Here is a 20,444-nt window from a genome sequence, read left to right on the forward strand (position 1 = left end):
AGGAGAGAATCCTAAGGTGTGCGAGAGAACTCTGGTTAAGGAACTCGGCAAAATGACCCCGTAACTTCGGGAGAAGGGGTGCTTTCTTAACGGAAAGCCGCAGTGAATAGGCCCAAGCGACTGTTTAGCAAAAACACAGGTCTCTGCGAAGCCGTAAGGCGAAGTATAGGGGCTGACACCTGCCCGGTGCTGGAAGGTTAAGGAGAGGGGTTAGCGCAAGCGAAGCTCTGAACTGAAGCCCCAGTAAACGGCGGCCGTAACTATAACGGTCCTAAGGTAGCGAAATTCCTTGTCGGGTAAGTTCCGACCCGCACGAAAGGTGTAACGATTTGGGCACTGTCTCAACCAGAGACTCGGTGAAATTATAGTACCTGTGAAGATGCAGGTTACCCGCGACAGGACGGAAAGACCCCGTGGAGCTTTACTGTAGCCTGATATTGAATTTTGGTACAGTTTGTACAGGATAGGCGGGAGCCATTGAAACCGGAGCGCTAGCTTCGGTGGAGGCGCTGGTGGGATACCGCCCTGACTGTATTGAAATTCTAACCTACGGGTCTCATCGACCCGGGAGACAGTGTCAGGTGGGCAGTTTGACTGGGGCGGTCGCCTCCTAAAGTGTAACGGAGGCGCCCAAAGGTTCCCTCAGAATGGTTGGAAATCATTCGTAGAGTGCAAAGGCATAAGGGAGCTTGACTGCGAGACCTACAAGTCGAGCAGGGACGAAAGTCGGGCTTAGTGATCCGGTGGTTCCGCATGGAAGGGCCATCGCTCAACGGATAAAAGCTACCCCGGGGATAACAGGCTTATCTCCCCCAAGAGTCCACATCGACGGGGAGGTTTGGCACCTCGATGTCGGCTCATCGCATCCTGGGGCTGTAGTCGGTCCCAAGGGTTGGGCTGTTCGCCCATTAAAGCGGTACGCGAGCTGGGTTCAGAACGTCGTGAGACAGTTCGGTCCCTATCCGTCGTGGGCGCAGGAAATTTGAGAGGAGCTGTCCTTAGTACGAGAGGACCGGGATGGACGCACCGCTGGTGTACCAGTTGTTCTGCCAAGGGCATAGCTGGGTAGCTATGTGCGGAAGGGATAAGTGCTGAAAGCATCTAAGCATGAAGCCCCCCTCAAGATGAGATTTCCCATAGCGTAAGCTAGTAAGATCCCTGAAAGATGATCAGGTTGATAGGTTCGAGGTGGAAGCATGGTGACATGTGGAGCTGACGAATACTAATAGATCGAGGACTTAACCATATAAATATGAAGCAATGTTATCTAGTTTTGAAGGAATATACCTTCATCAGTTTGGTGATGATGGCAGAGAGGTCACACCCGTTCCCATACCGAACACGGAAGTTAAGCTCTCTAGCGCCGATGGTAGTTGGGACCTTGTCCCTGTGAGAGTAGGACGTCGCCAAGCAACCTGTAGACGAGTCATAATGACTCGTCTTTTTTGTGTTTTTAAAGGAAAAAGTAGAAAATAGTGGACTGCATTGTCTAGCGGTTTCTACTTGATTGGTAAGGGCTAATAATCAGTGGGGGATGAAGAAAAAAACGACTGATTAAAGTTTTACTTTATATGCCTCGTGTTAATCTAGGGAATTATTTATCGATAGATTAAGAGATTTTGCGGACATTTTATATGCGCAATTTTTATAAAAATACTTTCCTAATTCTGCAGCAAGTTCTTGAACCAAAAGATACTGTTTTTTTTATTCCTATTTCAATTGCTCTTTGCATTTCCTTCTCATATCCACAATGGTCATTACGTAATTTGAAAATCATAGCCTTAAATTAATGCAATTGAACGTGTGCATAGGGGAGGTTATGAATTGCAGCAAGTTTAAATGATTCATCCATAAGTTCGCTAACGACTTCCCAGTCTTTAAGTTCTATATGAATTTCAATTAGGCTGCGTAATGAATATCTTTTTTCTGTTTTTAAGCCTGTGTTTATACGGATTTTACCAAGTTTTTCACCGATTTCCATATGCTCACTCCTCTATGTAATAGTAAAGAATAATACGAGTTATATTTAGAATAATTCATTTGTGATGTTTACTGGTGATTTTACAATACCAGTAGCAAGTAGTCCTGAGTTTGTGCAAATAATTGCTAAAGCAAATTCTATATATCATATCAATCATATTTTTATTGATATTTAGAACGGGATGTTTGAAGTGAATAGTAAAACGATTTACTTTCTTATGTATGTTATGGCAATCGTTTTAGTGGCATTAGGGATTATTGTAGTAAAAGCTAGACGATAGAGAGGGTAAGAGATGCTAGCTATTTAAAATATAGACAGGCTGTTTGATTGTACTATGAAGATATTAAATTGTGTTTTCATAAGTATGAATTAGATATAGTTAACACGAACGAAGTAGGCTATGTGAAACCCGTTGCATCTAGTGATCAACTAAGTGTGAATAAATGAATCTTAGGATGGGATAGTAAGTATGATGTTTTGAAACATAACCCATTAGTAATGAGAAAAGATATATTTTAGTAAAAAGCAATATCAAACAGACAAGGAAATCGCTTCTTAGTATGGATGAGAGAGATAAGCTTTTCTTTAACAGAGCCTAAAAGAAAGAAGGAGGATCTTCTTCATAGGCCATTGTAATGAAGAGGCCTAAACCATTAGGCGGATGAGTCTACTATTGATGGAGGTCTCGCTTTAGGGAAGGTAGCTTTTGTATAGGGGTAGAAAATTTTGGTTTTAAGGAAAAAAGTATTGCTTTTATAAGAACAAGCGTGTAGTATTATATGAGTCGCTGATGCAACAGAGCAGAAAGCGAAAAAACAAAATAAAAAAACTTAGTTGACATTGAATAACTGAGATGTTAACATAAGGGAGTCGCAAATGAGCGGCAAACAAGTTCTTTGAAAACTGAACGAAACAAACAACGTGCAACGTCAATTTTTATTTTTATGATGCTAGACAAACTAACTTTATTGGAGAGTTTGATCCTGGCTCAGGATGAACGCTGGCGGCGTGCCTAATACATGCAAGTCGAGCGAATGGATTAAGAGCTTGCTCTTATGAAGTTAGCGGCGGACGGGTGAGTAACACGTGGGTAACCTGCCTACAAGACTGGGATAACTCCGGGAAACCGGGGCTAATACCGGATAACATTTTGCACTGCATGGTGCGAAATTGAAAGGCGGCTTCGGCTGTCACTTGTAGATGGACCTGCGTCGCATTAGCTAGTTGGTGAGGTAACGGCTCACCAAGGCAACGATGCGTAGCCGACCTGAGAGGGTGATCGGCCACACTGGGACTGAGACACGGCCCAGACTCCTACGGGAGGCAGCAGTAGGGAATCTTCCGCAATGGACGAAAGTCTGACGGAGCAACGCCGCGTGAGTGATGAAGGCTTTCGGGTCGTAAAACTCTGTTGTTAGGGAAGAACAAGTGCTAGTTGAATAAGCTGGCACCTTGACGGTACCTAACCAGAAAGCCACGGCTAACTACGTGCCAGCAGCCGCGGTAATACGTAGGTGGCAAGCGTTATCCGGAATTATTGGGCGTAAAGCGCGCGCAGGTGGTTTCTTAAGTCTGATGTGAAAGCCCACGGCTCAACCGTGGAGGGTCATTGGAAACTGGGAGACTTGAGTGCAGAAGAGGAAAGTGGAATTCCATGTGTAGCGGTGAAATGCGTAGAGATATGGAGGAACACCAGTGGCGAAGGCGACTTTCTGGTCTGTAACTGACACTGAGGCGCGAAAGCGTGGGGAGCAAACAGGATTAGATACCCTGGTAGTCCACGCCGTAAACGATGAGTGCTAAGTGTTAGAGGGTTTCCGCCCTTTAGTGCTGAAGTTAACGCATTAAGCACTCCGCCTGGGGAGTACGGCCGCAAGGCTGAAACTCAAAGGAATTGACGGGGGCCCGCACAAGCGGTGGAGCATGTGGTTTAATTCGAAGCAACGCGAAGAACCTTACCAGGTCTTGACATCCTTTGAAAACCCTAGAGATAGGGCTTCCCCTTCGGGGGCAAAGTGACAGGTGGTGCATGGTTGTCGTCAGCTCGTGTCGTGAGATGTTGGGTTAAGTCCCGCAACGAGCGCAACCCTTGATCTTAGTTGCCAGCATTTAGTTGGGCACTCTAAGGTGACTGCCGGTGACAAACCGGAGGAAGGTGGGGATGACGTCAAATCATCATGCCCCTTATGACCTGGGCTACACACGTGCTACAATGGACGGTACAAAGAGCTGCAAGACCGCGAGGTGGAGCTAATCTCATAAAACCGTTCTCAGTTCGGATTGTAGGCTGCAACTCGCCTACATGAAGCTGGAATCGCTAGTAATCGCGGATCAGCATGCCGCGGTGAATACGTTCCCGGGCCTTGTACACACCGCCCGTCACACCACGAGAGTTTGTAACACCCGAAGTCGGTGGGGTAACCTTTATGGAGCCAGCCGCCTAAGGTGGGACAGATGATTGGGGTGAAGTCGTAACAAGGTAGCCGTATCGGAAGGTGCGGCTGGATCACCTCCTTTCTATGGAGAATTGATGAACGCAGTTCATCAATATACGTTGACTTGTTTCGTTTCGTTCAGTTTTGAGAGAACTAAATCTCTCGAAATGTATGTTCTTTGAAAACTAGATAACAGTGTAGCTCATATTTTTTTAATTAATTTTGGTTAAGTTAGAAAGGGCGCACGGTGGATGCCTTGACACTAGGAGTCGATGAAGGACGGGACTAACGCCGATATGCTTCGGGGAGCTGTAAGTAAGCTTTGATCCGAAGATTTCCGAATGGGGAAACCCACTATACGTAATGGTATGGTATCCTTACCTGAATACATAGGGTATGGAAGACAGACCCAGGGAACTGAAACATCTAAGTACCTGGAGGAAGAGAAAGCAAATGCGATTTCCTGAGTAGCGGCGAGCGAAACGGAATCTAGCCCAAACCAAGAGGCTTGCCTCTTGGGGTTGTAGGACATTCTATACGGAGTTACAAAGGAACGGGGTAGACGAAGCAGCCTGGAAAGGCTCGTCATAGAAGGTAACAACCCTGTAGTCGAAACTTCGTTCCCTCTTGAATGTATCCTGAGTACGGCGGAACACGTGAAATTCCGTCGGAATCTGGGAGGACCATCTCCCAAGGCTAAATACTCCCTAGTGATCGATAGTGAACCAGTACCGTGAGGGAAAGGTGAAAAGCACCCCGGAAGGGGAGTGAAAGAGATCCTGAAACCGTGTGCCTACAAATAGTCAGAGCCCGTTAATGGGTGATGGCGTGCCTTTTGTAGAATGAACCGGCGAGTTACGATCCCGTGCGAGGTTAAGCTGAAGAGGCGGAGCCGTAGCGAAAGCGAGTCTGAATAGGGCGTTTAGTACGTGGTCGTAGACCCGAAACCAGGTGATCTACCCATGTCCAGGGTGAAGTTCAGGTAACACTGAATGGAGGCCCGAACCCACGCACGTTGAAAAGTGCGGGGATGAGGTGTGGGTAGCGGAGAAATTCCAATCGAACCTGGAGATAGCTGGTTCTCCCCGAAATAGCTTTAGGGCTAGCCTTAAGTGTAAGAGTCTTGGAGGTAGAGCACTGATTGAACTAGGGGTCCTCATCGGATTACCGAATTCAGTCAAACTCCGAATGCCAATGACTTATCCTTAGGAGTCAGACTGCGAGTGATAAGATCCGTAGTCAAAAGGGAAACAGCCCAGACCGCCAGCTAAGGTCCCAAAGTGTGTATTAAGTGGAAAAGGATGTGGAGTTGCTTAGACAACTAGGATGTTGGCTTAGAAGCAGCCACCATTTAAAGAGTGCGTAATAGCTCACTAGTCGAGTGACTCTGCGCCGAAAATGTACCGGGGCTAAATACACCACCGAAGCTGCGGATTGATACCTATGGTATCAGTGGTAGGGGAGCGTTCTAAGGGCAGTGAAGTCAGACCGTAAGGACTGGTGGAGCGCTTAGAAGTGAGAATGCCGGTATGAGTAGCGAAAGACGGGTGAGAATCCCGTCCACCGAATGCCTAAGGTTTCCTGAGGAAGGCTCGTCCGCTCAGGGTTAGTCAGGACCTAAGCCGAGGCCGACAGGCGTAGGCGATGGACAACAGGTTGATATTCCTGTACCACCTCTTTATCGTTTGAGCAATGGAGGGACGCAGAAGGATAGAAGAAGCGTGCGATTGGTTGTGCACGTCCAAGCAGTTAGGCTGATAAGTAGGCAAATCCGCTTATCGTGAAGGCTGAGCTGTGATGGGGAAGCTCCTTATGGAGCGAAGTCTTTGATTCCCCGCTGCCAAGAAAAGCTTCTAGCGAGATAAAAGGTGCCTGTACCGCAAACCGACACAGGTAGGCGAGGAGAGAATCCTAAGGTGTGCGAGAGAACTCTGGTTAAGGAACTCGGCAAAATGACCCCGTAACTTCGGGAGAAGGGGTGCTTTCTTAACGGAAAGCCGCAGTGAATAGGCCCAAGCGACTGTTTAGCAAAAACACAGGTCTCTGCGAAGCCGTAAGGCGAAGTATAGGGGCTGACACCTGCCCGGTGCTGGAAGGTTAAGGAGAGGGGTTAGCGCAAGCGAAGCTCTGAACTGAAGCCCCAGTAAACGGCGGCCGTAACTATAACGGTCCTAAGGTAGCGAAATTCCTTGTCGGGTAAGTTCCGACCCGCACGAAAGGTGTAACGATTTGGGCACTGTCTCAACCAGAGACTCGGTGAAATTATAGTACCTGTGAAGATGCAGGTTACCCGCGACAGGACGGAAAGACCCCGTGGAGCTTTACTGTAGCCTGATATTGAATTTTGGTACAGTTTGTACAGGATAGGCGGGAGCCATTGAAACCGGAGCGCTAGCTTCGGTGGAGGCGCTGGTGGGATACCGCCCTGACTGTATTGAAATTCTAACCTACGGGTCTCATCGACCCGGGAGACAGTGTCAGGTGGGCAGTTTGACTGGGGCGGTCGCCTCCTAAAGTGTAACGGAGGCGCCCAAAGGTTCCCTCAGAATGGTTGGAAATCATTCGTAGAGTGCAAAGGCATAAGGGAGCTTGACTGCGAGACCTACAAGTCGAGCAGGGACGAAAGTCGGGCTTAGTGATCCGGTGGTTCCGCATGGAAGGGCCATCGCTCAACGGATAAAAGCTACCCCGGGGATAACAGGCTTATCTCCCCCAAGAGTCCACATCGACGGGGAGGTTTGGCACCTCGATGTCGGCTCATCGCATCCTGGGGCTGTAGTCGGTCCCAAGGGTTGGGCTGTTCGCCCATTAAAGCGGTACGCGAGCTGGGTTCAGAACGTCGTGAGACAGTTCGGTCCCTATCCGTCGTGGGCGCAGGAAATTTGAGAGGAGCTGTCCTTAGTACGAGAGGACCGGGATGGACGCACCGCTGGTGTACCAGTTGTTCTGCCAAGGGCATAGCTGGGTAGCTATGTGCGGAAGGGATAAGTGCTGAAAGCATCTAAGCATGAAGCCCCCCTCAAGATGAGATTTCCCATAGCGTAAGCTAGTAAGATCCCTGAAAGATGATCAGGTTGATAGGTTCGAGGTGGAAGCATGGTGACATGTGGAGCTGACGAATACTAATAGATCGAGGACTTAACCATATAATATGAAGCAATGTTATCTAGTTTTGAAGGAATATACCTTCATAAGTCTGGTAATGATGGCAGAGAGGTCACACCCGTTCCCATACCGAACACGGAAGTTAAGCTCTCTAGCGCCGATGGTAGTTGGGACCTTGTCCCTGTGAGAGTAGGACGTTGCCAGGCTTTTATATCGTCGCGGGGTGGAGCAGTACGGTAGCTCGTCGGGCTCATAACCCGAAGGTCGCAGGTTCAAATCCTGTCCCCGCAACCAATGGTCCCGTGGTGTAGTGGTTAACATGCCTGCCTGTCACGCAGGAGATCGCCGGTTCGACCCCGGTCGGGACCGCCATTTATACAAAGAAAAGAACGAAACAACTTGTTTCGTATTTTTTTATTTATTTAAAAAACTTATAAAGACAGTCAATCTTATCCTTAGGAAAACTCCTAAGGTCTTTTTTTATATGATCAAAAATGAAACAAAGTGAAAAAAACTGTATAATAAAGAGCAGAGAATATTGTAAGTAAGGTAGGTGAAACCTTTGAATAGATATGAAATTATGACAACGTCTTCTGAAGAAACACAGGAATTATCAGAGAAGCTGGGACAACTTGTTGAGGCGCAAGATGTACTTATTTTAGAAGGAGACCTTGGGGCAGGCAAGACAACATTCACGAAGGGCCTTGCAAAAGGGCTTGGTGTAAAGCGTGTTGTAAATAGTCCAACATTCAATATTATTAAAGAGTACAAAGGGCGACTACCGCTATATCATATGGACGTGTATCGTTTAGCGGAAAGTGAAGAGGATCTAGGATTTGATGAATATTTTTATGGTGAAGGCATAACAGTTGTAGAATGGGCGCATTTAATTGAATCTTTCCTACCGACTTCACAGTTAAAGATTAGTTTATTTCATGAAGGTGATAATACAAGAAGAATTGTACTAGAGCCAAGTGGAGAACGTTATATTAGATTATGTGAGGAGCTATTACAAGATGAAAGTACTAGCAATTGACACTTCAAATTATGTAATGGGAGTTTCTCTTATTGATGGAAATACTGTTGTTGGAGAAATCATTACAAATTTAACAAAAAATCATTCTGTACGCCTTATGCCAGCTGTAGAACAGCTTTTGCAAGAGTGTAATGTAAAACCTAAAGATTTAAATAAAATTGTTGTAGCAGCTGGTCCTGGTTCGTATACAGGTGTTCGGATTGGAGTAACGGCAGCGAAAACATTAGCTTGGTCATTGCAAATTCCGATTGTGGGTGTGTCTAGCCTGGAAGTAGTAGCAGCAAACGGGGCGAATTTCCAAGGTGTTATTTGTCCATTATTTGATGGGCGCCGAGGACAAATTTATACAGGCTTGTATACATATAAAGAGGAACAGCTAATTTCTATAAAGGATGATCGAATCATTCTTATTGTGGATTGGTTACAGATGTTAAAAGATATGGGACAACCTGTTTTATTTATTGGAAATGATGTAGAACAACATAAAGAAACAATTGTAGAGCATTTGGGAGACTTAGCTATATTTGCTTCCTTTACAAAGAATAATCCAAGACCAAGTGAGTTAGCATTTTTAGGATTACAAAAAGAAGAACAAAGCGTACATACATTTGTTCCGAGCTATCTTCGTTTGGCAGAAGCAGAAACAAAATGGCTAGAAAGTCAAAAACAGTAGGGGTTAGAGCGATGGATATTACATTTCGAAAGATGACGACCGATGATATTGCCCAAATTGTTGCAATTGAAGAAGCGTCATTTACAACTCCTTGGACAGCCGACGCATTTTATCGTGAAATAACGACGAACGAATATGCGCACTATGTTGTAATAGAAAAAAATGATGCGGTAATTGGATACTGTGGATTATGGATTATTATTGATGAATCACATATTACGAACATAGCCATTTTACCAGAATACCGTGGTCAAAAGCTTGGAGATGCTTTGTTAAAAGAAGTAATAGATCAAGCGAAGGAAATAGGAGCTAAGACGATGACCCTTGAAGTAAGAGTGTCAAATGAAGTAGCGAAAAAGTTATACAGAAAGTATGGATTCCAAAATGGTGGGATTCGTAAACGATACTATACGGACAATTATGAAGATGGTCTTGTAATGTGGGTGAATATATAATGGAAAAAAATACAATTATACTTGGTATTGAAACGAGCTGTGATGAAACAGCTGTAGCAGTTGTCAAAAATGGAAAAGAAATAGTAGCAAATGTAGTGGCTTCACAAATCGAAAGTCATAAGCGTTTTGGCGGAGTTGTACCAGAAATAGCATCTCGTCATCACGTAGAACAAATCACAGTTGTGCTAGAGGAAGCATTAAAAGAAGCGAACATCTCATTTGAAGATATTGATGCAATCGCTGTAACGGAAGGGCCGGGGTTAGTAGGTGCACTTTTAATTGGTGTAAATGCAGCAAAAGCGGTTGCTTTTGCTCATGATATTCCGCTCATCGGTGTTCATCATATCGCTGGACATATTTATGCAAATCGCTTAGTAAAAGAGTTACAGTTCCCGCTGTTGTCACTTGTTGTATCAGGAGGGCATACAGAGCTTGTTTATATGAAAGAACATGGTTCATTTGAAGTAATTGGCGAGACGAGAGACGATGCTGCAGGAGAAGCATATGATAAAGTTGCACGTACGTTATCGATGCCGTATCCAGGTGGGCCACACATTGATCGCCTTGCTCATGAAGGAAAGCCAACGATTGATTTACCTCGTGCATGGCTCGAACCAGATTCTTATGACTTTAGCTTTAGTGGATTAAAATCAGCAGTTATCAACACTGTGCATAACGCAAAACAACGCGGGGAAGACATTGCACCAGAAGATTTAGCAGCTAGCTTCCAAGCGAGTGTAATAGATGTACTAGTAACGAAAGCAGTTCGTGCAGCAAAAGCGTATGATGTGAAACAAGTGCTTCTTGCTGGGGGTGTTGCAGCCAATAAAGGACTCCGTGCCCGTTTAGAGGAGGAGTTTGCAAAGAATGAACATATTGAGCTTATCATTCCGCCATTATCTTTATGCACAGATAATGCAGCGATGATTGCAGCAGCTGGAACGATTGCATATGAACAAGGAAAGCGTGCGACATTGGCATTGAACGCAAATCCAGGATTAGATATCGAAGCATAGTTATACACAAAATTAACCACAAGCTGTGGATAAAACCCATATTATCTGTTGATAATATGGGTTTTATTGTGTATATAAAGTGTGGATATTTTTTATGCGGATTGTGGATAATGTGGAAAAGATATTTCATCCCCTCATATTATAAAGGTGGATATGTGTATAATGTTGTGGATAACTAAAAAGAGGTCAGACGTTTGACTAGAATATTCTTATGTATATTGTAATTATACTGTATCTTTGATTTATCCTGCTATTTGCGGGCAGTAAACGCCCGATTGGTCAGGGCTAATAATCAGTGGGGAATGAAGAAAACCCCCGCCGTATAAAGTTTTACTTTATAAGGTGTAACTATTACCGATAGCATGTATGAAATGGAGACATAGTAAACTGTTTTTGTGCCATATCGGGCATTGGGATTAAAAAGAAAAAAGGAGATGACTTTGAGCCATCTCCTTTTTTTTCGTATATGAAAGACAGAGAGCTTATACGTGTAATTCTTCCCATTCTGCCATATATTTTTCTAGTTGCTCTTGCATCGTTTGCTTGGCTGTTGTAATTTCACTAGCGCGTTCGTAGTCGGCATACACTTCCGGCAGACAAAGTTGATCTTCTAATTCTGTAATTTCTTCTTCTAGTTTCGCGATATTTTCTTCTAATTCTTCAATTTTTCGTGAGCGTTGACGTTCTAACTTTTTACGTTCTTTTTCCTCAAGATAATTTATCTTTTCTTGAGCGATTTGTTTTTGGGCGGGTGCATTTGTTTCTAATTGTTCTAATTCTGCCCGTTCAAACATTTCATTTTTCTTTTCCACATAGTAATCGTAATCCCCTAAGTATTCTTGTGCACCATCTGTTGATAATTCAACGACTGTTGTCGTTACACGATTGATAAAATAGCGATCATGAGAGACAAACAAAAGGGTTCCTGGAAAATCGATTAAGGCATTTTCTAAAATTTCTTTGCTATTTAAATCGAGATGGTTCGTTGGCTCATCTAGAATGAGTAAATTGGACTTTTGCATCATTAATTTTGCTAAGGCCAATCTTGCCTTTTGTCCACCGCTTAGGGAAGAGACTGGTTTTAACACATCGTCTCCTGAGAATAAAAAGTTGCCGAGTAGGGTGCGAATCTCTTTTTCAGGTTGCATTGGATAGTCATCCCAAAGCTCGTTCAGAACACGCTTTGATGATGTTAAGTTGGCTTGTTCTTGGTCGTAGTATCCGATGGAGACATTAGAACCGAAAGAAATGTCTCCACCTAATGTCTCGATTTTATTTACAAGTGACTTTAGTAGCGTAGATTTCCCAATTCCGTTTGGTCCAACAAGTGCCACACTGTCTCCTCGTGTTAATCGTACATTAACATGCTCAATAACCGGTTCTTGATTATATCCAATGGAAACGTCTTTTACTTGTAGCACATCATTCCCACTTTGCTTTTCGATATCAAAATGAAAAGATGCTGATTTTGAATCACCTAATGGTTTGGTCATCAGTTCCATTCGTTCTAATTGTTTACGGCGACTTTGGGCACGCTTTGTTGTAGAAGCACGGGCAATATTTTTTTGAACAAAGTCCTCTAATTTTGCAACTTCGTCTTGCTGCTTTTCATAGCGCTTCATTTCCTGCTCATAGAGTGCGGCTTTTAAATCTAAATATTTACTGTAGTTTCCGACGTAACGTCTACTTTCTTTGTTAGAGATTTCATATACTTGTGTGACAAGCTTGTCTAAAAAGTAGCGATCATGGGAAACAATTAAAATAGCGCCCGGATAGCCTTGTAAGTATTGTTCTAGCCATGTTAGTGTATCAATGTCTAAATGGTTTGTCGGCTCGTCTAAAATAAGCAAGTCTGGTTTTGTTAATAGCAATTTACCAAGGGCTAACCGCGTTTTTTGACCACCGCTTAATGTGGAAATCGTTGTTCCATGCGTTTCTGCTGGAAAACCAAGGCCGCTTAAAATAGAGCGAATATCTGCTTCATATTGATAACCGCCTTTATCTTTATAATCCAGTTGCAATTGATCATAGTCAGCGAGCAATTTTTCATATGTAGCAGCGTTTGAGAAGTTTTCTTCCTTACCCATTTCTTGCTCTAACCTTCGAAGTTTTTTTTCCATGTGTTGTAGATGCGTAAAGACAGTTAATAATTCATCCCAAATGGTCAATGAAGTTTCTAAACCGGTATTCTGGGCTAAATAACCGATGGATACGTCTTTTGGTTTTATAATTTCACCATCGTCGTGAGAGAGTTCCCCTGCAATAATTTTTAATAGTGTAGATTTTCCAGCTCCATTTCGACCGACAAGGGCGATGCGATCTCTTGTTTGTACTTCAAGTTTAATGTTTGCAAGGATTGTTTCAGCACCGTACAATTTGGAAAGTCCGTTTACTTGTAATAAAATCAATTTTTTCACCTCAAATAATTTCTTAACTTTGCCATGTTTATATTTTTCAATCATACTAAAAATAGTGTATAGTTTAAAATAAAGAGAGAAGTCTCTCTCTATTATACAAGGAAAGTCTTAAGTGCTAAACTTCTGTATTTGTTCAAATCACATGAACAGAGATAGGAAGAGAGGAGTGGAGTGGTTTTATGGATCAACAAAAGATTCCACAGGCGACTGCCAAACGTTTGCCTCTATACTATCGATTTATCCAAAACTTATCTCTTTCTGGTAAGCAACGTGTATCATCTGCGGAATTAAGTGAAGCGGTGAAGGTAGACTCCGCAACAATTCGCAGAGATTTTTCATATTTTGGGGCGTTAGGGAAAAAGGGATACGGCTATAATGTGAATTATTTACTATCGTTTTTCCGAGAAACACTTGATCAAGATGATATAACACGTGTAGCACTTATTGGAGTGGGTAATTTAGGGACCGCTTTCTTACATTACAATTTCACGAAAAATAATAATACAAAAATTGAAATGGCTTTTGATGTAAATGAGGAGAAAGTTGGAAAAGAAATCGGAGGAATTCCTGTATATCATTTGGATGAACTTGAAGAGCGTTTGACAGATGATATACAAGTGGCAATATTAACAGTACCTGCTACTGTTGCACAAGCTGTGGCAGATCGATTAGCTCATACAAACGTACATGGAGTGTTGAATTTCACACCAGCACGGTTAAATGTATCAGAGAATATAAGGATACATCATATTGATTTAGCTGTAGAATTACAAACGCTTGTTTACTTTTTAAAAAATTATCCACAATAAAAACGCAGGGGAAATCCCTTGCGTTTTTATTGTTCTTTTTTTGTTTTCGTTTTGAATTTTACTAAGATAAGGTGAAGTGCTAAATTAAAATCTATTGTCGCCATACCAGCAAGCAGTAGCGTATAAAAATTCCAGATTGTATCTTCAACATTAATAATTGCTAAATATGTAAAAATACATCCAAGAAGGAAATACAGTGCTGCCATGAACAATGGTGAGTTTCTCATATTTAAAATCCTCCGATAAATCCTTGCATTTTTTCTGCTTCTTTTATCATTTCTTGTATTTGCTCATTACTTAATGCTACTTGAAATAGTGCAACTAATGTATTCATGGCAACGTGAGCCATGATGGGAACGATAATTCGTTTTGTTTTCACGTATAAGAAGGCGAAAACAAGACCCATAGCAGTGTATACCAATAGGTGCGTAAAATCAAAGTGGATAGCTGCGAATACAAGTGAACTAATGATAGCTGCGATAAAGAAATTAAACCTTTTATACAGTGTGCCAAATAAAATCTTTCTAAAGACAATTTCCTCTAAAATAGGGCCTAGTATAGATACAACAATGAGGAACCAAGGAGTGGTCCTTGCTATTTCCATTAAACGCTCTGTATTCTCAGAGCCTGGCTTAATACCTAACAAACGCATTTCGATCGTACCAGCAATCGTTTGAGAAAAGAAAGCTAAAAAGAATCCGATAAAGATCCAACCAATTGTGGCAGGAATACTGGCGCGTTTTGTATCGAAACGGCTGTCGCGAATATCTGTTCGCAGTAGCCAAAGTACGATGCATAACGCAATGAAAAAGCTAATAATTGCCCAATGACCAGTCATGATCTGTATTTTTTCATCTCGTGTTAAACCGCTATTATCATAAAGTCCAGTTTTTACAAGAAGTGGTAATCCGATGATACCTGATAATTGCATCAGAATATATGTAACTATAATCCACCAATACTGTTTATTCAAATTGGTTAACCATCCTTTCTAGCCCTTATGTTATGAGATAAGGCAGGATAACATGTAAACATCCAGCCAGGAGTACAGAATAACCGTGTGTTTTATTATTTTTTTGTAAATCTTTGCTTGAAAATGAAATAGGAAACAGGAAAAAGCTGTATCTATAGAGAAAACAACTTGTGGCATCTTTCTTATTGTAACATACGAGAAACGGAAAAGCCGATGCAATATAAAGTGAGCTAAGGCTCGCCTGTGTGATAATCATTCATTTACGTTTTGTAGAAAAAGCCTGTATATTGATTTGCAAAAAATTATGATTTTTTTACTTGCAAAAGAAATTTAGATTATTTATTATTATAAGTGTGTTAGCACTCGGAGCTACTGAGTGCTAATAAAGAAAATTTACATAGAAAAATGAGGAGGTTATTGTTCATGCTAAAGCCATTAGGTGATCGCGTTGTAATTGAGCTTGTTCAAGCAGAAGAAAAAACAGCAAGTGGTATCGTATTACCAGACACTGCAAAAGAAAAACCACAAGAGGGTAAAATCGTTGCAGTAGGTACTGGTCGTGTGCTTGAAAATGGTGAGCGTGTTGCTTTAGAGGTAGCAGCAGGCGATCTTATCATCTTCTCAAAATATGCAGGTACTGAAGTGAAATACGAAGGTACAGAATACTTGATTTTACGTGAAAGTGACATTTTAGCAATTATTGGTTAATTATATACATTTTTAAAAATCCAAGGGGGTCAAAAATTATGGCAAAAGATATTAAATTTAGTGAAGAAGCACGTCGTTCGATGCTTCGCGGTGTCGACACTCTTGCAAATGCAGTAAAAGTAACGCTTGGACCAAAAGGTCGCAACGTTGTACTTGAGAAAAAGTTTGGTTCACCACTTATTACAAATGATGGTGTAACAATTGCAAAAGAAATTGAATTAGAAGATGCATTCGAAAACATGGGTGCGAAATTAGTAGCAGAAGTTGCTAGTAAAACAAATGATGTAGCTGGTGACGGAACAACAACTGCAACTGTATTAGCGCAAGCAATGATTCTTGAAGGCTTAAAAAACGTAACAGCTGGTGCAAACCCAATGGGTCTTCGTAAAGGGATCGAAAAGGCTGTTGTTGCAGCAATTGAAGAATTAAAAACAATCTCTAAACCAATCGAAGGTAAATCTTCTATCGCACAAGTAGCTGCTATTTCATCTGCTGACGAAGAAGTAGGTCAATTAATTGCAGAAGCAATGGAACGCGTTGGTAACGATGGCGTTATTACATTAGAAGAATCTAAAGGCTTCACAACAGAATTAGATGTAGTAGAAGGTATGCAATTTGACCGTGGATATGCATCTCCTTACATGATTACTGATTCTGACAAAATGGAAGCAGTTCTTGATAATCCATATATCTTAATCACTGACAAAAAAATCGCTAACATTCAAGAGATTTTACCAGTGTTAGAGCAAGTGGTACAACAAGGTAAACCACTTCTTATCATTGCGGAAGATGTAGAAGGCGAAGCATTAGCTACATTAGTAGTGAACAAACTTCGTGGTACATTCAATGTAGTAGCTGTAAAAGCTCCTGGATTTGGTGACCGTCGTAAAGCAATGCTAGAAGATATCGCGATCTTAACTGGTGGTGAAGTGATCACTGAAGAATTAGGACGTGATTTAAAATCTGCTACTGTTGCATCTTTAGGCCGCGCTGGCAAAATTGTTGTAACGAAAGAAAATACAACAGTTGTTGAAGGTGTAGGTAGCACAGAACAAATCGAAGCTCGCATTGGTCAAATCCGTGCGCAATTAGAAGAAACAACTTCTGAGTTCGATCGTGAAAAATTACAAGAACGTCTTGCTAAACTTGCAGGCGGTGTAGCTGTAATTAAAGTTGGTGCAGCAACTGAAACTGAATTAAAAGAGCGTAAACTTCGCATTGAAGATGCTCTTAACTCAACTCGTGCAGCAGTAGAAGAAGGTATTGTTGCAGGTGGTGGTACTGCACTTATGAACGTATATACGAAAGTATCTGAGCTTGCAGCTGATGGCGACGAAGCAACAGGTATTAACATTGTACTTCGTGCATTAGAAGAGCCAGTTCGTCAAATCGCAATCAACGCTGGTCTAGAAGGTTCTGTAGTTGTAGAACGCTTAAAAGGTGAAAAAGTAGGCGTAGGCTTCAACGCAGCAACTGGTACTTGGGTAAACATGCTTGAGTCTGGTATCGTAGATCCAACAAAAGTAACTCGTTCAGCACTTCAAAACGCAGCATCTGTTGCAGCAATGTTCTTAACAACTGAAGCAGTTGTTGCTGACAAACCAGAACCTAATGGTCCTGCAATGCCTGATATGGGCGGCATGGGCATGGGCGGTATGGGCGGCATGATGTAATAAAGGTGTAAAAACCTTGTTATATCAACAATTATAAGCCTTTACACCTTAGTAAGTATCCGAAAAAGTGACCGATATTAGTCGGTGAGATTTTTAGAGAGGTCTTTCATTAAGTTACTAAACTTATTGGAAGCCTCTTTTTTTATGTTCTTTGTCATGTGTGCGTATATGTCCATTGTTGTATTAATATCTGAATGTCCTAGTCGTTCTTGTATCTCTTTTATGTGTACATTTGCTTCAATTAACAAAGACGTATGAGTATGTCTAAATGAATGAGGTGTTACTTGTTTTTGAATAGATGTTTTCTTAAGTAGTCGCTGCATTCTAATTGATAAATGCTTAATTGTCTTAGGATAACCTTCATTGGTTGAAAAAATAAAATCATTGTCTTTATAAAAAGGTTTGTTATCTGTTATTATTTTTTCTTGTTGTTGTTTGTGTTGCGTGAGCATAGCGACTAAAAGAGGGTCTATTGTTATAGTGCGAATGGAACCCTCTGTTTTTGGTGTCAGTAATGTATATTTTAACTTGTTGTTTGTTGGATTGTAGTAAGTTTTTATAACCCTTAGTGTATGTTCTTCAAAATCAATATCAGACCATTTTAAAGCTACCAATTCCCCAATTCTTAAACCAGTATAAGCTAACATAGTGAAGGCAAGTAAATCGCTCTCCAAGCCTTCATTTTTAGTGACAGTTAGAAATTCTTCCAATTCCTCTTTTTCAAGAAATTTTTCATTAATAGAATTATCATTTTCAAGATCAGATACAGTTTTCTTTTTCTTTGGTAGTTTAATGCCCTTCGTTGGTGCTTCTTTGATTAAATTATTTGTAATAGCATATTCGAATACCATATTTGTCGAAGTATGAATACTGGACACATAGTTTGTACTGAATTGAGTAGCAAGCTTATCTATAACGTCTTGATAATCCTTTTTAGTTATCTTTTGAATCGGAAGTTGTCCAAACTCATTAATAATATGCTTTAAAGCAATCCTTCTAGCCCTCACACTGCTTTCTTTAGCATCTTGACTATAATGCCTTTCCCAATCGTTATAAAGGTTTAAGAAGGCTATTTTAGAAGGCTGAATATATTCCCCATTATGAAATTGTCTTTCGAATAAAGCGGCTGCAAGTTTTGCGTCCTTTTGAGTCAAAAAACCAGATTTACTCTTTTTTATTTCCTTCCCGGTTACAGGGTCTGTGCCCATATATGCACGAAATGCCCACTTTTTCCCCTTTTTATAGATGTAAGCCATGAGATCACCTTTTTTTCATTATGAAATATTCTATAAAATCTTTTATATGTTGTTTGTCTTCATCTGTAAGTTTTTTCTGTTCGTTATTACTGGAAGGCGTATCCTCATCAAAAAATAAATCATGATTTGAACTAAGTAAATAATTAAGGTTGAAAAGATAAGGAGGGACTGACAGACTTTTCGTAACTGTTTCATCTTTGACATAAGTACCATTGTATTTGTCAATACGATCAGTTAAACGTTGTTTACGTTGTTTTAACTCCTTTAAGTCCCCTTGTTCTGGTTGTTTTTCCAAACGTTTAATTTCTGCATTTACTTTTTCTAATTCTTCTATGTTTTGTTTATGGAATGCTTGTTTGAAAGCAGCTTCGTCCACTTTGTCAATTACAGTTTTAAATGGATCACTAACAAGACCAGCAGCCATCATTAATGTACCGTTTGGTACTCCCAAACCTGTAGCTAATTTATTAATAGTTTCAATTTTAGGTGTTTTACGATTACCGTTTTCTAAATTGGAAATATATGATTGTGATAATCCAGATAATGTAGCTAATTGACTAGTAGTTAAGTGTTTTTCTTTCCTTTTGTTCTTTATAAAATCAGCAAAATGCTTATTTTGATTCAATTTAATTCACTCCTTTTTTATTACTTATGATGTACATTATAATTCATTTTTAATCCAAATGAAATAAAATGTTGACAAAAGAATTATAAAGGACTAATATGATAATTAATTCAAATGAATTAAATAATCCTGATGAATTAAAAGAGGTGAAACGAGATGAAAATCTATTTGAAGGATATTAAGGAGTTTAATATTTTATTGATTAAAAAAGGGTTTAACAAAAGTTCTCTTGCTAAAGAAACGCAAGTTTCAAAGTCCTCAATTGCTAATATATCAAAAGGAACAAGACATCCGAGTCCATTGGTTGCTAAAAAAATAACGGATGCTTTAGATATTGATTTTGATGAAATTTTTCAAATAAGGTTTCACGAAAAGGAGGTGATCTAAATTGTTAAATGTTCAGATTGATGAAAAGACGGTTAATTCAATGTTAGAAAAAGCAATTAATGAAAAAGTTGAGGAATTAGCTGCACAAAAATACTTCATGACTTATAAAGAGTTGTCCGAGTATCTAAACATTAGCAAACCGACCATTGAAGAGCGGTTAGTCAAAAATGGATTACGATACTACAAAGTTGGTAGCAAATATCTTTTTAAGAAAAATGAAGTAGATGAATTTTTAGATGAGATGACAACAAATATGAATGCTACTAATAACGATATAAAACTTTATCAAAGTTTGCTTTAAACTAAATAGCGCTTTTTATTGGTCAGATGGTCGAGCAGACCGAACATAAATGCAATGTTGGGACTTATAGCTTATGGGACGTTAGCAACGTTAATACATAATAAGAGGTGAAATATATGAATGGAGTATTCACGGCCACAAAAATCATGAAGGCATCAGAGGTTGTGGCGATAAGTGTAGAAATGAGAAAGAATCCAGTATTACTATTTAATGCTGATTTAGAAAGAAAAAAAAGATTACGTGAACTGAACAGTAAATAAGGAGCGTTGGAAACATGGGGAATTTAAGAGAATTAGCATTCGGATTAGATCATGAAGTAGGCCAAATTAAAGGTCATGCAGATACTTTAATTGATGTAGAAACACTGTTAGGTCAATTAAATGACAAAATGTTCGAAGTAGAAATGAAAGGCGAAGAAAGAAGCTATTACAGAGAACATCATAGAACGATTAGAATATTGTGGCATGTCATGCGTCAACTAAAAGCCGAACTGACTGACAGTGTTGAAACGTTCGATAAAATCAATACAGATTTATTCAATGAGGTTGTGAAGAATGTTGAAAAAAGACAATAAAAAAAGATATATGAACGGCG

General features: G+C 40.7%; 17 protein-coding genes, 2 tRNA genes and 5 rRNA genes (1 of these 24 cut by a window edge). 18 read left to right on the plus strand and 6 right to left on the minus strand.

The window, feature by feature from the left end; translation table 11 throughout:
* A 23S ribosomal RNA gene (locus tag QUF99_RS04805) occupies positions 1-1,246 on the plus strand (it extends 1,676 nt beyond the left edge of the window).
* A gap of 50 nt (positions 1,247-1,296) precedes the next feature.
* Positions 1,297-1,412: ribosomal RNA gene (gene rrf / locus QUF99_RS04810) — 5S ribosomal RNA — on the plus strand.
* A 374-nt stretch (positions 1,413-1,786) separates the two neighbouring features.
* Here rrf (QUF99_RS04810) and QUF99_RS04815 read toward each other — a convergent pair.
* Entirely contained in the window at positions 1,787-1,981 is a 195-nt protein-coding gene (locus QUF99_RS04815; protein ID WP_289368840.1) for a hypothetical protein, read from the minus strand.
* 965 nt (positions 1,982-2,946) lie between these two features.
* Between QUF99_RS04815 and QUF99_RS04820 the strand changes: the two genes are divergently transcribed.
* From QUF99_RS04820 to tsaD, 9 genes are all read left to right on the plus strand, one after another.
* Positions 2,947-4,498: ribosomal RNA gene (locus QUF99_RS04820) — 16S ribosomal RNA — on the plus strand.
* 142 nt (positions 4,499-4,640) lie between these two features.
* Positions 4,641-7,562, plus strand: a 23S ribosomal RNA gene (locus QUF99_RS04825).
* Positions 7,563-7,611: 49 nt separating this feature from the next.
* Positions 7,612-7,727, plus strand: a 5S ribosomal RNA gene (rrf, locus tag QUF99_RS04830).
* The 16S, 23S and 5S rRNA genes sit together here with 2 tRNA genes alongside, the layout of an rRNA operon.
* Before the next feature lie 11 nt (positions 7,728-7,738).
* Positions 7,739-7,815: transfer RNA gene (locus tag QUF99_RS04835), tRNA-Met, on the plus strand.
* 2 nt (positions 7,816-7,817) lie between these two features.
* Positions 7,818-7,893, plus strand: a tRNA-Asp gene (locus QUF99_RS04840).
* A 208-nt stretch (positions 7,894-8,101) separates the two neighbouring features.
* Complete coding sequence (tsaE, locus tag QUF99_RS04845) at positions 8,102-8,557, plus strand: tRNA (adenosine(37)-N6)-threonylcarbamoyltransferase complex ATPase subunit type 1 TsaE (protein ID WP_483298620.1); 456 nt, start codon at positions 8,102-8,104, stop codon at positions 8,555-8,557.
* A complete protein-coding gene (gene tsaB / locus QUF99_RS04850) occupies positions 8,538-9,230 on the plus strand; it encodes a tRNA (adenosine(37)-N6)-threonylcarbamoyltransferase complex dimerization subunit type 1 TsaB (RefSeq protein WP_289368843.1) in 693 nt (230 codons plus the stop codon). Before tsaE ends, tsaB begins: the two co-directional genes overlap by 20 nt.
* A gap of 11 nt (positions 9,231-9,241) precedes the next feature.
* Positions 9,242-9,685 carry a ribosomal protein S18-alanine N-acetyltransferase gene (gene rimI, locus QUF99_RS04855; protein ID WP_289368845.1) on the plus strand — a complete coding sequence of 148 codons (444 nt, stop codon included), beginning with the start codon at positions 9,242-9,244 and terminating at the stop codon, positions 9,683-9,685.
* Complete coding sequence (tsaD, locus tag QUF99_RS04860; protein ID WP_289368846.1) at positions 9,685-10,701, plus strand: tRNA (adenosine(37)-N6)-threonylcarbamoyltransferase complex transferase subunit TsaD; 1,017 nt, start codon at positions 9,685-9,687, stop codon at positions 10,699-10,701. The genes rimI and tsaD overlap by 1 nt, the downstream gene beginning before the upstream one ends.
* 482 nt (positions 10,702-11,183) lie before the next feature.
* Here tsaD and QUF99_RS04865 read toward each other — a convergent pair whose 3' ends face one another.
* Complete coding sequence (locus tag QUF99_RS04865; RefSeq protein WP_289368847.1) at positions 11,184-13,109, minus strand: ABC-F family ATP-binding cassette domain-containing protein; 1,926 nt, start codon at positions 13,107-13,109, stop codon at positions 11,184-11,186.
* Positions 13,110-13,297: 188 nt separating this feature from the next.
* Between QUF99_RS04865 and QUF99_RS04870 the strand changes: the two genes are divergently transcribed.
* Positions 13,298-13,927, plus strand: a complete 630-nt coding sequence (locus QUF99_RS04870) for a redox-sensing transcriptional repressor Rex (protein WP_289368848.1) — start codon at positions 13,298-13,300, stop codon at positions 13,925-13,927.
* A gap of 26 nt (positions 13,928-13,953) precedes the next feature.
* Here the strand turns inward: QUF99_RS04870 and QUF99_RS04875 are convergent, their stop codons facing one another.
* Positions 13,954-14,154: a YdiK family protein gene (locus QUF99_RS04875; RefSeq protein ID WP_289368849.1), complete on the minus strand. Its 201-nt coding sequence runs from the start codon at positions 14,152-14,154 to the stop codon at positions 13,954-13,956.
* 2 nt (positions 14,155-14,156) lie between these two features.
* Positions 14,157-14,900, minus strand: a complete 744-nt coding sequence (locus tag QUF99_RS04880; protein WP_289368851.1) for a CPBP family intramembrane glutamic endopeptidase — start codon at positions 14,898-14,900, stop codon at positions 14,157-14,159.
* Between the two features lie 423 nt (positions 14,901-15,323).
* Here QUF99_RS04880 and groES point away from each other — a divergent pair, with 423 nt between their 5' ends.
* Both groES and groL read left to right on the plus strand, forming a co-directional pair.
* Positions 15,324-15,608 carry a co-chaperone GroES gene (gene groES, locus QUF99_RS04885; protein WP_289368852.1) on the plus strand — a complete coding sequence of 95 codons (285 nt, stop codon included), beginning with the start codon at positions 15,324-15,326 and terminating at the stop codon, positions 15,606-15,608.
* A gap of 38 nt (positions 15,609-15,646) precedes the next feature.
* On the plus strand, positions 15,647-17,281 hold the full coding sequence (gene groL / locus QUF99_RS04890; protein WP_289368853.1) for a chaperonin GroEL: 1,635 nt from the start codon (positions 15,647-15,649) through the stop codon (positions 17,279-17,281).
* Positions 17,282-17,358: 77 nt separating this feature from the next.
* Here groL and QUF99_RS04895 read toward each other — a convergent pair whose 3' ends face one another.
* Positions 17,359-18,537, minus strand: a complete 1,179-nt coding sequence (locus QUF99_RS04895) for a site-specific integrase (RefSeq protein ID WP_289368854.1) — start codon at positions 18,535-18,537, stop codon at positions 17,359-17,361.
* Positions 18,538-18,541: 4 nt separating this feature from the next.
* Complete coding sequence (locus tag QUF99_RS04900; protein ID WP_289368855.1) at positions 18,542-19,162, minus strand: helix-turn-helix domain-containing protein; 621 nt, start codon at positions 19,160-19,162, stop codon at positions 18,542-18,544.
* 156 nt (positions 19,163-19,318) lie between these two features.
* Here QUF99_RS04900 and QUF99_RS04905 point away from each other — a divergent pair, with 156 nt between their 5' ends.
* The 4 genes from QUF99_RS04905 (at position 19,319) to QUF99_RS04920 (ending at position 20,424) form a co-directional block, all read left to right on the plus strand.
* On the plus strand, positions 19,319-19,549 hold the full coding sequence (locus tag QUF99_RS04905; RefSeq protein WP_289368856.1) for a helix-turn-helix transcriptional regulator: 231 nt from the start codon (positions 19,319-19,321) through the stop codon (positions 19,547-19,549).
* A gap of 1 nt (position 19,550) precedes the next feature.
* Positions 19,551-19,850, plus strand: coding sequence for a helix-turn-helix domain-containing protein (locus QUF99_RS04910; RefSeq protein WP_289368857.1), 300 nt, complete (start codon positions 19,551-19,553; stop codon positions 19,848-19,850).
* A 116-nt stretch (positions 19,851-19,966) separates the two neighbouring features.
* A complete protein-coding gene (locus tag QUF99_RS04915; RefSeq protein WP_289368858.1) occupies positions 19,967-20,110 on the plus strand; it encodes a hypothetical protein in 144 nt (47 codons plus the stop codon).
* 14 nt (positions 20,111-20,124) lie between these two features.
* Positions 20,125-20,424 carry a hypothetical protein gene (locus QUF99_RS04920; RefSeq protein WP_289368859.1) on the plus strand — a complete coding sequence of 100 codons (300 nt, stop codon included), beginning with the start codon at positions 20,125-20,127 and terminating at the stop codon, positions 20,422-20,424.
* Positions 20,425-20,444 lie beyond the last annotated feature (20 nt).

Origin of the sequence: Bacillus sp. DX4.1 (assembly GCF_030348195.1) — a bacterium.
In the GTDB taxonomy this organism is placed as follows: Bacteria; Bacillota; Bacilli; order Bacillales; family Bacillaceae_G; genus Bacillus_A.